Source organism: Paraburkholderia silviterrae (assembly GCF_004353915.1).
Taxonomy (GTDB): domain Bacteria; phylum Pseudomonadota; class Gammaproteobacteria; order Burkholderiales; family Burkholderiaceae; genus Paraburkholderia; species Paraburkholderia silviterrae.
On record NZ_SMRP01000023.1, the window covers coordinates 23,095 to 36,926 of the forward strand.

Here is a 13,832-nt window from a genome sequence, read left to right on the forward strand (position 1 = left end):
AATGAAGCGATTGAATTGATCGAGTGGTATCGGGCGAGATGGGAAATCGAGATCCCGTTCAACGTTCTGAAGAATGGCTGTCAGGTCGAAGAGCTGCAGTTGGGCACGATCGAACGACTCGAGCGTGCGTTGGCGCTGTTTCTTGTGGTGGCTCGGCGTGTGACCTATCTGATGCGGCCGTGCCGGACCTGTCCTGATTTGGACGCACATCTGTTCTTCGATGCCGATGAACTTCGGGCCGCCCACTTGCTCACGAAAACACGAATGCCTGTGCAACCCAAGCTCAACGAGGTGTTACGCTCGGTCACACGCCTCGGCGGTTTCCTCGCTCGCAAGGGCGATGGCGAACCCGGCGCGGAGACAATCTGGAAGGGGCTCACAAAAGTTCATATCACCGCGCAAGCCATGCGCTTATTGCGCGATGACGGTGATGCCGACACTTCTGTATAACGACATGTGCTAGACCAGGCTTTCGATAGCCACGGCCGCCGGAGGCAGAAATGAAAGCCACATTTTGCGTCGATATTGCCACGGACTATGGCCACCCGTGAATGAACGGTATCGGATACTCGCTTACCTCGATCCGGTACCTGCTAGCGGCCCAGACACTTTAATTCGCGCTAAAGTCCTAATTTACGGACGTCCTGATGGCACGCTTGCAGCAAAGCTCGGTCGCAGAAATGCGATGACCTCGGCATCCGTAATCGGTTTGAGATGCAATCCGAATGCGGCGTTCAACGAAGTGACAAGGTGCTGCGTCCAAAGCGTATTCCAGACTACGCCGGCATGACCGTCAGAAACGATGGCGTTGTGCGGATCGTCGCCTGACGTATTGGTGATCGCCCAGCCAGGCGACAGATGCACCGTCTTGTAAAGCGGACGACCCTGACCGTCACGCGTGCCCCACAGGCTCCTGAACCACGCGCGATCGTCAAGAAAGTAGACACGGCGATCCGCCGCGGCCAGCTTGCGCAAGCCATTGTCGAAGAGACCCATGCCGGTGTCGATATTGGCTATCTCCCTGCCTGATTGCCATTTGTCGAATTCGTTCGACCCATCCGCATTGCTGAGCACACCTACAAGCACAACATAGGTATCCGGGTGGCGCCTGCGGATCAGGGCAACTGCCTCGCCGATTGCGTCGACACAGGCGTTGGTCAAGGCCCTCGGACGCGACGCAGTCCAATCACGGGATAGTTCGTCGAGGACGTCGTGCGCACCGATATCGTTGACACCGATCCGGATCAGCACGATGCCGCCTCTCCAGGCTTGCGGCTCTGTGTCCATCAATTCGACGAGACGAATTGCCTCGCGCAGTGGATGTCCCATCAGTTGGTTGCAGGTCGCGCCGCTCACGGCAAAATTGTAGCGGTAGTCATCTTTGGGAGGCGTGCGGGCGAGAAAACCGAAAGCTTCGTCGAAATAGGCGCGATACTTGCCGGTTCCCCAAGCCCCCCATTCGCCGAGATCGATCTGGTCGCCCCGCAGCCGGGCCAGCACCTCGGTCCACTGCCACGTGGTCGCGCGCCAAGGGCCCCCTCGATCGCCAGGATCGCCCAACATCAAGGTGTCATGGTAGGACTGGCTATCGGAATCCCCGAGCACCGCAAATCGTATCCTGCCAGATGGCACCTCCGACCCGGCAGCAACGGCGGGGGGCGGCCAGTGCAACAGCCCGGACACTGCCAGTTTGATAAGAACCAGGCCAGCCACGGTTAGTGCTCCGCAAAACGCGACTATTAACACTTTATGCAAACGGGACATAGCACGATTTCCAACGCAGCCTTTCGACACTTACTTTGTGTCAACCGTTGATTTTTCAGTTAGTGCCGACCGCTCGCGCTGGTCTCACGAAGTCAGTTCCGGCTGGCGAATCCGCGATCTCTTGCCCTCGAACAAGGCAAGAACCGGCTTCTCCAGGTACAGGTGAATACCCAGCGCAAGCGCAACCGCGAGGCCCGTCACGCAGCAGGCAGCCACATAAAGGCCGAGCGGCTTGTGAAACTCCCCAGATTTGATGGCCTTGGCGAACAGGATCATGAAAAATCCATGAGTCAGATAGAGTACATAGGACGCGTTGCCGAGCACGGTCAGGGCACGCCCTATGCGGCTACCTCTATCCTCCGTTCGCGCGAACGCGGCCACGAGGAGGGTCGCCGGAAGCCCCCAGGCCCACCATCTAAATGAGAACGGCAGGCCAAACGTTGCTTCAGTAGGTGAGGACACCGTAGCCCACCAAAAGAGCGCGACACATGTCACCGACACAATCCACTTGATACCGGGGCTTGATTCAGGCAGCCGCTTGCTTACCGAACCAAGAAAGATACCGCCCAGAAACTCGATCACAATTGGGCTTCCGTAATACTGGCCTTGCGCGGTGTCGCCGACCATATTGAGCGCTACGGGAACGCCCGCGAGCAGAGCGACAATCGCCACCACCTTGTACCTTTGCAACGGAAGACAAAGTGCGACCGTACAGATGAGGTAAAAGTAAAAATTCACAGACGAGCGTCCACGCAACGCCGATGACCAGGCCAGCCGATGTAGTGGGCGGAAGCAACAAGATCGACTCGCTCAGGCCTATTGCGCCAAGCTGCACATGCCGAAACGCAAGACGGCTGGAAGTCAGTGCAACGACAATAGCAAGGCACGCCCAATAAGACGGCATGATGCGCGTGAAGCGACGGGCGAAGAAGCGCTTGGCCGACGCTTGCGAGGAGAAACCCCCCGTTGTGTGCCACATCACCAGCCCGCTGATTACGAAAAAGATGTCGACGCCGCACGCTCCCAAACGCTGCACGGCGAGCGGGATGTGCGCCAGCGAGCTCCCCGAACTCTCTTCAAGGATATGGTGTGCCAACGCCGCAAAAGCGGCTACGAAACGCAAATGTTGCAGACCATCGAGTCTGGTATAGCGTTCCATATGGATAGCTAATAAATCCAGTGGATTGGAAAAAGCGGAAAACCGGCCCTGGTGGCTGCGGTTTTTGACCAAGGAGATCCGCAACTCATATCGGCGACGCTGGTCCAGGTCGGCGAGCTGTACGCGTTCGTCCAACTCGAGGCACCCGGCACCCTATCGGTGATATTTCCGCAAGTTTATAGAAGTGCGTGGTCTGCACACGCGAATTAACTGCTCGGGAACGTGGTATGGGTCACATTGTCTGGGCGCTTGCGCCTGCCCTCCCCCTTTCATCAGAATGAAAGGCAGTCTACGGGGTCAAATTCAATGACCTCTGTCATTCAAACTCCAGGAAACCTTTCCCAAGCATAGCCCAGCCTGTCGAGTTGGTCCGCCATGTGGCTCAGTCTATCGGTAGACCTGTCGAGATTGATGACGAATATCTTTACGGACTCTGGCAACGTGCTCCGTCGCACTCCCAATTTTGCGTCGCATGCGAATATCAGCGTCGGCGGTCGCCTCAGCACACGGCGCTGAAAGCCGTCAGCGATCATAAGAGGGTTTGCGGGAACCGTTCCGTGGATTGTCCAACAATTCCGTGGGAAAGGCAGTCTCGCAGCAATCGCGCGCCGCGAGTCCTGGCGGCCTGAGGGCCGGGGGCGCAAGCGCCGCGGGGGTGCACGAGCGTACGCAGGCGCACAAACAAGGCACGATCCGGCCGGCACAATTACATCCAACCTACATGCCGGACGGCCGCGTGCGCTGTTCCGGGATGGCCAATACTGCCACAGATCATGACCGCCAAGCCCAATCTCAAACGAAGCGCGATTTTCAATTTGCTGGGCAGTGTACTACCCCTTTTTGTTTCACTCGTCTGTACGCCGGTCTATCTGCATCACATTGGCGTGGAGCGCTACGGCATACTCGCCATTCTCTGGATGTTGCAAGGATATTTCGGATTCTTCGATTTCGGCTTTTCCTTCGCCACGTCCAACCGCATCGCGCAGCTTTCTCGAGCGACACCGGCCGAGCGGGAATCCGTATTCTGGACAGGGTTGCTGCTCAATCTCGGCTTCGGTCTCGTCGGGGCGCTCCTGTTATTTGCGCTCATGCATATCATGCTCGCCCAATTTGACATCGGCCCGATTCTGAGCGCGGAACTGAGGCCCGCACAGTCCTGGATCTGCGCCCTCGTCCCGCTCACGAACCTGACTGCCGCCTGCAATGGGGCTATGACGGGCCGCGAGCAGTTCGGCACCTGCAATTCAGTACAGTTTATCGTCGGAATGCTGCACCAGCTTGTTCCGATATGCGTTGCGATGGCCTTCGGGCCGAGCCTGCACTATCTCGTGTTCGCAACCCTGCTCGCCAGCGTGATGTCGCTCATCCTCACGTTCGGCACGATGGCCTATGTTTTCCCGCTGCGGCTTGCCGCGGGGCCCGACCGGCGGCATGTCCGGCAACTCTTTTCCTATGGCGCCTGGATTAGCATTACGAGTTTCGCAAACCCGGTGCTTGAGACAGCCGATCGCTTGCTGATCGGCCGCGTTCTTGGCGCCCAAGCCGTGACCTACTATCAGGTGCCGTTCAATCTTGCCGGACGCGCGCGTCTGGTGCCAAGCGTCATCACCCGTACTCTGTTCCCGCGTCTGTCTGCCCTGGACAGTCACGATGCCGCCCAACTTTCCCTCCTGGCCTTACGCGGACTCACGCACGTGATGACGCCGGCAGTCGTCTTCGGTATTTTTCTGATGCGGCCGTTTCTTTCGTTGTGGGTGGGGCAAGACTTCGCGAACAGGGCCGCCTCGGTCGGTGAGACCATTCTACTCGGCGTCTGGATCAATTCCCTCGCGTCTGTTCTGTCTTGCCACCTGCAGGCAAAGGGGCGCCCAGGCGTCGTGGCGCGGTTTCAGCTGGTCGAAACCGTGCTTTTCATCGCTAGCCTCTGGTGGGCGCTTCACGCCCTCGGTGTACTTGGTGCGGCACTTGCGTGGAGCGCACGTTGCGCGCTCGATGGTGCACTTCTCTTTTGGGCCGCGCATTTCGGCCGCGAGCATCTTCGCCAGCTCTGTGTGCCAGTGCTGTTGATTCTTGCCGCCTACGGAGGCTCGTTCGTTCTGGATTCGCTCTCGCTCGTGGGACTGACGGTCTGGATCGGTCTAACCTGCACGGCAATCGCATGGTCGATTTCCGCGGAACCTCGCGCGAGCACCCAAATCGTTCAGGTGCTCGCGTCTTTCTTCCAGCGCAATCGCGAGCGCATCAGGAAACGGAGAAATCCTCGGGAAGCCGGCAACGAGATAGCCTCCAACAGAGCAACTCGTGAATCCGGCCAGTAGCAACATGTCTTCCGGAAGCGATACCAGAAGCCACAATTTGCAGCGATGCGAGTTTCCGGAAGGATACGTTCAACGTCTCCACACATGCATCGGTTAAGGCCTGCGTATCAGGCCCCACTGAATCGGTGTATTGCGCGACGAAGTCTTCTCTTTCGAGAAGCAGAAAAAGCGCGTTGCGTTTCGACGCAAGAACAGCAGTACGACCGGTGGGACGCCGGAAGTTGGCTGTGGAGCGAAGGTCCGTTGATTTCCGTTTACAAACACATCGAAGGTCATCGATGCACCGGCGCCCAATGTGCACGCAGTGGTATTGAAAGTCACCTTGCCATCGAGCACATGCTTGCCGGTCGACCGGGGGGCGACGGTGCCGTTGAAAGCGCAGCCATCATTTGAGCCGGTAAATGTCCCATCGGACAGAACAGTCAGGGTAACGCTTGATCCGGACGTCTGTCCCGTCCAACTTCCCACCGCTTCCGCTATCGTTGCGGGTGTATCGAGTTGTAATTCCAGTTCGGACTAGACCTCCGGTACGACACGTTCAAAGTAATACCCGAAGTAACTATCAACTTCGTACTCTTCCTTAAAGGGTATGCGCATGCGGCGCTCCCTCAGGTCCCAGTGATCTCGCACCCGATAGCCATGGGCTTGCATGTCGGCGACCAGGCGCTCGATCGATTCCACACGGTACGGGCATACGGCGAACCCCAGATTCTGCAAGGTGAAGAATGCCTTTTCGGGATGCAGGGGTGTGATGTTAAACAAAACGTGACGCGGCGGGTGTGAAAGCTCTCCAATAAGCGAAGGCAGGCTGTATCCAAGATACTGAAGCGCGCCGGTACTAATGAGAACATCGAAGCCATCAACTTCGTGCGGCGTTTCGCAAAATTGCAGTGCTCCCAATTTGTCGCGTTCAGAAGCCAGGCGCCTGCCTGCGGCCACCACGTGAGGCAGGTCATGCACGCACCAAACCAGGCCGGCCGGAAATGAGATGTAATGCTGATATGCATAGTAGGCGAGACCGAGGTGGCCACCGAGATCAAAGACCCTGCGCCCACCTTCGTTCAGGATCCGATTGATCCAAAAGAGTGCTGGATAGTCGCATGTCGGCAGCGTGTGCAACTGATCCAGATAACTGGTGGTCACCGCTTCGACGTCGTAGGTAGACGGCAATCTCGCCGAAGAGATGCGGTGCGCCTCATTCAGCGCTTCTTGATATGTGCCGTAGACGCCAAAGTACAAGTTCCCACTACGATAGGGTTCGCGAAAATAGCGTCGGTACAGCGGTGCGCTTAAGAGCCTTATGATGGGGAATTCCGAGATCTCACGCGCAATGCGCAGTAGTCCTCGACGCAAGTGCTGCCGTCTCACGGCAGAATCGTTTGTGCTCATACCCTATCTCCTAGGCTAGCAGGATGTTGACTTGCGCACCGTGTAAAACGGGTGCGGAGGGCCGGGCGTTATGTAGATCGTGTTCGTAATCAAGGGCGCCCCGGTGATCCTGTGCTACCACGGGCACGTGCTGATGGAGAACCGCTCGGGGTTGATGGTCGGCGCCGCGGTCAGCCACGCCTACGGCTTCGCGGAACGCCCAAATGCGTTGCGCCTTCACGCCACCGCGCCGGCTGGGATGGCTGTCAGCGGTTACGACGTGCTGCTTGAAGAGAGTTTCGGAATCGCGCAAACGGTCGTCCGTGAGGATCACGGGTATCGCGTTGTTGATCGGATCGCCGATGAGGCCGCGCTCACAAAGACGATTGAGTGCATCGCAACCGAAGCTCTTCCAGGCGCGGCTCTGATCGCACAAGGTTAAATAAAGGGGTGCGAGGATAGTGTCGCCAATCGCAACTGAGTCGAGATTCATAGCGTTCATCCGGATACCATTTAGGCTCCTGCACAAAATCATCCAAGGCTCGCGAGAATGTTATCGGCCGACTTGCTCCAAACGAACGGCCGAGGATTCGCGTTATAGACGGCGAGATAATGCCGGAGCGCATCCTCAAGCTGCCACGTCTCACAGACATGGCGCACCTTCATAGGTTAGAGAACACTGCTTGTAGCCTACTACCCCGCCCGTCGGCCACATGTGCGGTGACAAACATCCACATCTATGTGGACGTTCACCCGAAATTGACCATCGTCTATACACAAATCCGCCCGCAGCGTGACGTCCGATAACGCCACGCACTCGCACCAATGACGGGAGGTCATCTCGCCGCTGCCGTTCACTTTTAGTGCAGCATCGTTTCTTCGCAAATGCCGCGCAGGGGAACGCCTCACTGGTCACCTCCAGCAGGCTGCGCTCGATCTCGAAGGCCTCTTCACCCGTGGGCACTGCGAGGCCACAGCGCAAGAGCAACTTCAGTCCTTCGAGACACTCGGCGGGCAACGCCGAGAGGCTGGCCCAGGATGCGCTTTTTTTACGTGGCTCGCGCCGCAAGCATTACCGGTTGGCCGCTTTCACCGCCTCCAACAGGTCTCGTGCTGCCTGTTTCCAGGTAAAAGCGGCAGCCTGCCGGCGACCATCCGCGATCAACGATTGACGCACCGCTTCATCGTCGAGCACCATTCGAATCTTTAAAGTCCACGCGTGCGGGTCGAAGGCGTTCGCATAAAGCGCGGCGTCGCCACAAACCTCAGGAAGCGCACCGAGCGGAGCAGCCACAACTGGACAGCCGAGCGCCATTGCCTCTAATGGCGGCAAGCCAAATCCTTCTGTCAGTGAAGGGAAGGCAAGCGCCCCAGCGTTGCTCAGCAACCCTACGAGCTCCGAATCGGAAACGCGGCCGGCGAATCGCACGTTCGGAGGCACCATGTGCCCGAGCGCTTCGAAGTTGGCTTTGGTCGCGCCACCGAACAGCACAAGCGCAACATCGTGAAGCGCCGGCGAGGCAAAGGCCTTGAACAGCATGGCAATGTTCTTGTGCCTCTGGGTGTTTGCGAGCGCAAGCACATAGCGCCTCGGCTCGAGTTCCAAAATCGCAAGCGGCCGCTCGTCAGGCTGCAGCTGCAAGATATGGTCACATCCATTATGTATGACCATAATCTTTTCGGCGCGGGCAATGCCATATCGCACGAGTTCATTTTTTGAGAACTCGGAAACTGTGAATATAACTTTGTGCCGTCTGCCAATGAAAAAGAACTGAAACTTGTACCACAGCCGAAAAGGCATGGAATAGGACTCTGGCGCGGAATAGACCTGAGCGTCATGTATCATCGTCGCGGAGTCGCGATGCAGCAGTGGTCCCAGGTTGCAGAGATTGAGAATGAAGTCCTTTCTGCGCGCAATCGGAAGGTAGCATTGCTCCCACGCTATGCGGTGCATCCTGCGAGCCAATGGATTTTCGCGAATGCACAGAATGTTACGGTAAGGCGGGACCTTCATGCTATTTCTGATCACCAGCGCATAATCGAGGCCGTTACCGGTTTGTTCTGCAATCAAGGCATCCGTCGCGGCGATGAGCTGTTCGGCTACTCTGTGCACACCCGTTGGTGCTGCCCCGAAGAACTTGCCGTTGAACGCTATTGTTTTATATTCAGCAGTTCTCACAGCTTCTCCGCTCGCTCAGGCGTCAGTCTGCCTCGCACACAGTCCCAAAAGCCGATCAGATTGCCGCTCAGGCGGCCACGACGGTCGATCCAGGGCTCCGGCGCGAGACTTCGCACAAAATTGCTGACGACATTGCGCGAAACATGATGGAGCGCATCGCGCAAAGACATCGTCTTCCTGCTCACCAGGTAGAGCGGATTGACGACCTGCGAATAGCCCAATTTGCGCCCGGACACCCTTCCCCCCTTGGTTCCCAAGTGCACTCCGAGTGCGGTATTGATGTGAACGACGCGACCGCCCCTGTTCCAGATCTGGCCACCGAAATCCCGATCCTCCTGCCAACCGTAGAGCACGAGGCGCTCGTCAAAGCGCAGGCCGGCAATGCTACTCGCCCGGAACGCCATGTTGCACCCATAGGGACCAGCGGTAGGCACCGCACTCAACTGCTCCGTGATGGCGCTCGCCCGCGCGAGAATTGCCCGTCCCTGTTCGAAAGAATAGCCCGGCCCGTGAATGCCGTCCGCGAGTAGTGTTCCAGTAACACAAGCGATAGTGGGATCGCTATCCAGCGCATTGAGGATTTCCGAAATCCACGTGCAATGCATCAGGAAATCATCGTCCAGAAAAATCACGATGTCGAAGCCATCGGGCACATGATTCAACGCCGTATTACGTTGCGCGGTGAGGCCGGGTGGTCCCTTGACCACGAGCAAACTGGGGTGATCGGCAAGATCGCCGACATCCTCGTGCGACACGCAGGAGACGATGATCAGATCTGGCCTTACAGTCTGCACATCGACGGAGGCGATCACATGCTTAAGGAGTTCGGCGCGGCCCCGCGTGGCGAAGATCAGGCAAATTCTTGATGCTTTTCCGGGCGACGGCTGACCTTTCTTTTCGGACATGATTTCTCGCGGGTTGAGACTCGAATCCATCATTCACCTCGTGGTTCAAAAGTCCATGGCAGTCCATCGCTCGAGCTCTGAACGCGCGTCTTGGTGCAGGCAGCGAGAGTGCGCCCGCTGCGGCCGCAAGCAAGTAGAAGCACGTGCCGAGATCGAACACCGAGCTCGCAGCCGAAGCGACGATCAACGCCGAAATCGCGCTATGTCGCGCCGCATAGCAAACGGCACGTTCGGTGAACGGGTAATGGGCCGGCACCGGCGAAAGGACAGATTTGCCGATAAAAAATCCGTAGCAGATCACCCCCACGATACCGAGGTTTGCCAGCAGCGCCACCAGGAAACTCGACGCGCGAATGCTGCCGAGTCCGACACCTATCCCAAAGGTATCGAGGAAGTTGGTCACACCTTGAGCGTTCCACCCCATTCGCTCGACGCCCGATGAGCTACCGGCCTTGTTGAATATCGTGGTGTCGACGAATTGCGTGAGCGCGTCCGCCACCGCCGGTAGAAAAAGTACAACGTAGAGCGCCCCCAGCACGCCCATGCAGAGGGAGAAGGCCCACATACGGTTCTTGCGCGCGCAAGCGGCACGCGCAATGAGGTGAGGCCGGCTAAACAGCAGTACGACCAGATACCCGCCCAGCCCAACATAGGCTGTCCCTGAAGTGGACAGCAGGAGCAGCATTCCCGACGCGGCAGCAAGCACGCCAGATAGTTTCGGCCGAAAGCCGACCAGCCAGAGATTGAGACAGAAGACAAAGAGCGGGAGCGTGAAACCCGAAAAACTCGAAGTTTCACTGAACGTACCGCTGATGCGTACCAATCCGCCCATCTCGGCGCCAGGCATGTAAGCAAACTGTGCTGTCTTGACGAACGCAAGCGCATCGACGCCAACAGTGTGCGACGCGATATCGATCATGCCTGCGAGCACATTTAGCGCAGTGAGCAGGAGAATCGCGTTCGCGAGCGTGCGGTACGCACCGCGAAATTGCAGAAACGCATACATACAGCAATAAATCAGGGTGTCTGCAATGCAATAGATGGCCTGCGACAAATTTCCGGCAACGGGGCCGAGCGGGCGCAGCAGGACATCCTGGCCGGCACCCGTAGCATCGCGATCGACAGGAAACACTAGCGTAGAACCGCCCAACAGGCGCGGCAGCACGATGGCGCCCGCGACACCCCACACGCAGGTACAGAGCAGCCAGAATCCTGGCTTGTCCAGCGAGAACGCATCGATCAGCTTTCGCCCACCGACCAGATTGAAGGCCCTCAGTGCAAAGAAGGCTAGAAAGAGTTGAGCCGGCATCACGCCGGTACCGCCCAACGACAGCGCAATCGCGCATCCGAGCAACGAATACACCGCGATCCCGTAGATCACGCCGCGATACGATGCATAGAGCGCCGCCAGGCCGCTGACGATTACCACGATCCCGAATATCGACAGTCCCACTTGCCTCACCCCCATCCGTTCACCACACGCCTGCGCGTGTGCAAACGATCTCGTCTTTGCGCCATCTCATGCAGAACGCCACTGCCGGGTCGGCGGCTTGCTCGCGAACGCCTCGCTGGCGTCCATCGCGCGCTCGACGACACTCAGAAATTCGCGCCTGAAACGCTCTGTCGTAAAGCGCATGGCATTACGGCGGCAGACTTCCGGACGCAACGCCGGGTGCTGCTCGAAGCGCTCCACCGCGTCGACGATGGACGCCACGCTCTGCTCGCTGAAAAAGAGTCCCGTGCCGCGCTCCGGGTCCGGCGATTCGACGACGATCTCCCGCACACCTCCACGGCCAAACGCAATGACCGGGGTACCGCACGCTTGCGCCTCGACCACCGAAATGCCGAAGTCCTCTTCTGCTGCGAAGACGAACGCGCGCGCACGCTGCATGTAGTCCGCCAGCACCGCGTCCGGCTGATAGCCAAGCACCGTCACGTTGCATGCCGCAGCTGCACTGGCGCGCGCCAGATCGGGGCCGTCGCCGATCACTACGAGACGACGCGAGGGCATTGACGCAAACGCTTCAATGATGAGCGGAACGCGCTTGTAAGGCACCATGCGCGAGGCAGTAAGATAGAAGTCCTCATGTTGCGTGCGCATTTGGAACCGTTCGACGTCGACCGGTGGATAGACCACGACGGCTTCGCTGCCGTAGACCTTTCGGATGCGCCGCCCCACGAAGGCCGAATTGGCGACGAACGCGTCGACGCCACACGCGGTACGCTGGTCCCAGATGCGCATGTAGTGAAGCAAGGAACGCACGATCCAGTTCTTCACTCCGTGCTGCAGGCCGGCTTCGGCCAGATATTGATGCTGCAGATCCCACGCGTAGCGAATAGGTGAATGCACGTAACTCACATGTATCTGATCTGGACCGGTTAGCACGCCCTTTGCCACGGCATGGCTCGACGAAATCACGAGATCGTAAGCTGAGAGGTCGAACTGCTCGATCGCCAGCGGCATGAGCGGAAGGTAGTGGCGAAACGATCTGCGCGCTCGCGGAAGATGCTGGATGAACGAGGTGGTCGCATGTTTTCCGCCCAATGCACCCCGCTGCGACTCCGGAAAGAAGTCGACGACACTGTAGAGATCGGCCTGCGGAAACAATTGAAGAATCTGCTCAACGACCTTCTCCGACCCCGCATAGGTGACGAGCCAGTCATGCACCAGGGCCACCCGGCCGAAACGGCGCGTGTCGTTAGCAAATGCGGGAGCGAGAGTTACATTAGCCACGGCGAAATCTCCTCGATCAACTTGACGACGGAGGCGCGCCAGGTCAGCTCCTCGGTCCGCGCGCGACCGCGCTCGCGCAAACACGCACGCAACGCGGCGTCGCCCGTAATCCGTTCGAGCAGTTGCGCGAGTTCAGCAGGATTGTCCGGGGAGGTGTACAGAACGGCATCCCCGCACGCCTCCTGCACGGCCGGCAACCGCGAAGCGACGACGGGACAGCCGAGAGCTAGTGCCTCGACAGGCGGCAGCCCGAAGCCCTCGTAACGCGACGGGTAGACGAAGCACGCTGCGCGCCGGTAAAGCGCGGCCAACGCGCCATCGCTTACATAACCGAGGTACTTCACGAACCCCGGCAACGCGTCCTGACCCGTGCCATAAACCCGCGAATCGCCTCCACCCACTACCACGATGTCGAATTGTGCGTTGCGGATGAGGCGCGCAGCCTCGGCGACGAGTTGAAAGTTCTTGTGCCGGTTGAGGCTTCCCACAGCAAGCACGAATGGACGCCCGTTCAGCGTGTGCGCCACTTTGTCTTCATCCTGTTGCACACGCAACATATGCTCGCCGCTCTCCGACACCACGCCGATCTTTCCCGCTGGAATCCGATAAGCGTCGCATAGCTCGCGCCGCGAAAATTCCGACACGGTGATCACACGCTGCGATACGCGGCCGATGCGCGGCGCCATCAGGCGGTACCAGGCAACAAAGGACCTGCTGTAGCTTTCGGGAACACGCGCAGGCGCCGCATCGTGCAGCACCGTCACCTGGCGTCGGCACAGCAGCGGCCCGGAATTGCAAAGATTGAGCAATAGCCGCCCGCGCGCTGCCTGCGGCAACGCGAACTGCTCCCAGCGCAGACCGCCACCTTTACCGCTTGCCCGAAGCCCGATATGCCGAAACGGATTCGCCATGCCAGCCAGTGCCTCGGGCACGACGATTTCAGCCCGCACTTCGGCAACGATCGTTTCGCGCGAATCGAGCAACTGATCGAGTGCCCGAAGAGTCTCGAATGCGAAACGATCGACCCCGGTCGCGCGGCGTCCGAGGAAGCGGCCATTGATCAACAGATTGGGAGGATGTACGGGTTTCATCGACGGCTTCCAGGGCATCGCTCGGGCCCGGTCGTCTTCCGTACGCAAAGTCACCGCGACACAAAGCCGGATTAGACGGGTCACGTCATGCAAGTCATATGGTCCAGAGTGTGAACGGCCCGCATCGCTAACAATGTTCGCCGCCGCTCATCCCGGGTCAGTTTGCGAACAGCGCCGCGTTGGTCATGGTCTGCACTTTCTCTTCAAGGCCTGAAAGCACTCGCTAAGGTTTCCTCACGGTCATGACGTCCCACGACACGGCGCACGAAATCATTCGTGCAGGAAACCATGACCTTGCGAGGGGGGTTATCTGC

Annotated in this window: 10 protein-coding genes and 3 pseudogenes; 3 read left to right on the plus strand and 10 right to left on the minus strand. The window is 58.6% G+C overall.

Features of this window, described 5'->3' with window-relative positions; genetic code table 11:
- On the plus strand, positions 1-450 hold a 450-nt coding region (locus EYW47_RS31095), incomplete at its 5' end, for an IS4 family transposase (protein ID WP_276322970.1).
- Between the two features lie 183 nt (positions 451-633).
- Here the strand turns inward: EYW47_RS31095 and EYW47_RS31100 are convergent.
- The 3 genes and pseudogenes from EYW47_RS31100 to EYW47_RS42160 form a co-directional block, all read right to left on the minus strand.
- A complete protein-coding gene (locus EYW47_RS31100) occupies positions 634-1,713 on the minus strand; it encodes an SGNH/GDSL hydrolase family protein (protein ID WP_240763990.1) in 1,080 nt (359 codons plus the stop codon).
- A gap of 135 nt (positions 1,714-1,848) precedes the next feature.
- Entirely contained in the window at positions 1,849-2,502 is a 654-nt protein-coding gene (locus EYW47_RS42155) for an acyltransferase family protein (RefSeq protein ID WP_338117853.1), read from the minus strand.
- A 46-nt stretch (positions 2,503-2,548) separates the two neighbouring features.
- Positions 2,549-2,923, minus strand: a pseudogene (locus EYW47_RS42160) (acyltransferase family protein); the annotation flags it as partial.
- 773 nt (positions 2,924-3,696) lie between these two features.
- Between EYW47_RS42160 and EYW47_RS31115 the strand changes: the two are divergent.
- The gene (locus tag EYW47_RS31115; protein ID WP_133198653.1) at positions 3,697-5,241 is read left to right on the plus strand and encodes an oligosaccharide flippase family protein; all 1,545 of its coding nucleotides are present in this window, start codon (positions 3,697-3,699) and stop codon (positions 5,239-5,241) included.
- Between the two features lie 516 nt (positions 5,242-5,757).
- Here the strand turns inward: EYW47_RS31115 and EYW47_RS31120 are convergent.
- Positions 5,758-6,630: a TIGR04325 family methyltransferase gene (locus tag EYW47_RS31120; RefSeq protein ID WP_133198654.1), complete on the minus strand. Its 873-nt coding sequence runs from the start codon at positions 6,628-6,630 to the stop codon at positions 5,758-5,760.
- Positions 6,631-6,721: 91 nt separating this feature from the next.
- Here EYW47_RS31120 and EYW47_RS31125 point away from each other — a divergent pair.
- Positions 6,722-6,862, plus strand: a pseudogene (locus tag EYW47_RS31125) (IS5/IS1182 family transposase); the annotation flags it as partial.
- A 9-nt stretch (positions 6,863-6,871) separates the two neighbouring features.
- On the opposite strand, the pseudogene EYW47_RS42165 reads toward EYW47_RS31125, so the two are convergent.
- The 6 genes and pseudogenes from EYW47_RS42165 to EYW47_RS31155 all read right to left on the minus strand — a co-directional run.
- Positions 6,872-7,102, minus strand: a pseudogene (locus EYW47_RS42165) (DUF6429 family protein); the annotation flags it as partial.
- A 579-nt stretch (positions 7,103-7,681) separates the two neighbouring features.
- Positions 7,682-8,788, minus strand: coding sequence for a glycosyltransferase family 4 protein (locus EYW47_RS31135; RefSeq protein WP_133198655.1), 1,107 nt, complete (start codon positions 8,786-8,788; stop codon positions 7,682-7,684).
- Positions 8,785-9,693, minus strand: coding sequence for a glycosyltransferase family 2 protein (locus tag EYW47_RS31140; RefSeq protein WP_133198656.1), 909 nt, complete (start codon positions 9,691-9,693; stop codon positions 8,785-8,787). The genes EYW47_RS31135 and EYW47_RS31140 overlap by 4 nt, the downstream gene beginning before the upstream one ends.
- The gene (locus EYW47_RS31145) at positions 9,605-11,146 is read right to left on the minus strand and encodes a hypothetical protein (protein WP_205710186.1); all 1,542 of its coding nucleotides are present in this window, start codon (positions 11,144-11,146) and stop codon (positions 9,605-9,607) included. The genes EYW47_RS31140 and EYW47_RS31145 overlap by 89 nt, the downstream gene beginning before the upstream one ends.
- A gap of 66 nt (positions 11,147-11,212) precedes the next feature.
- Entirely contained in the window at positions 11,213-12,427 is a 1,215-nt protein-coding gene (locus EYW47_RS31150; protein WP_133198727.1) for a glycosyltransferase family 4 protein, read from the minus strand.
- Positions 12,415-13,518: a glycosyltransferase family 4 protein gene (locus EYW47_RS31155; protein WP_133198657.1), complete on the minus strand. Its 1,104-nt coding sequence runs from the start codon at positions 13,516-13,518 to the stop codon at positions 12,415-12,417. Before EYW47_RS31155 ends, EYW47_RS31150 begins: the two co-directional genes overlap by 13 nt.
- Positions 13,519-13,832 lie beyond the last annotated feature (314 nt).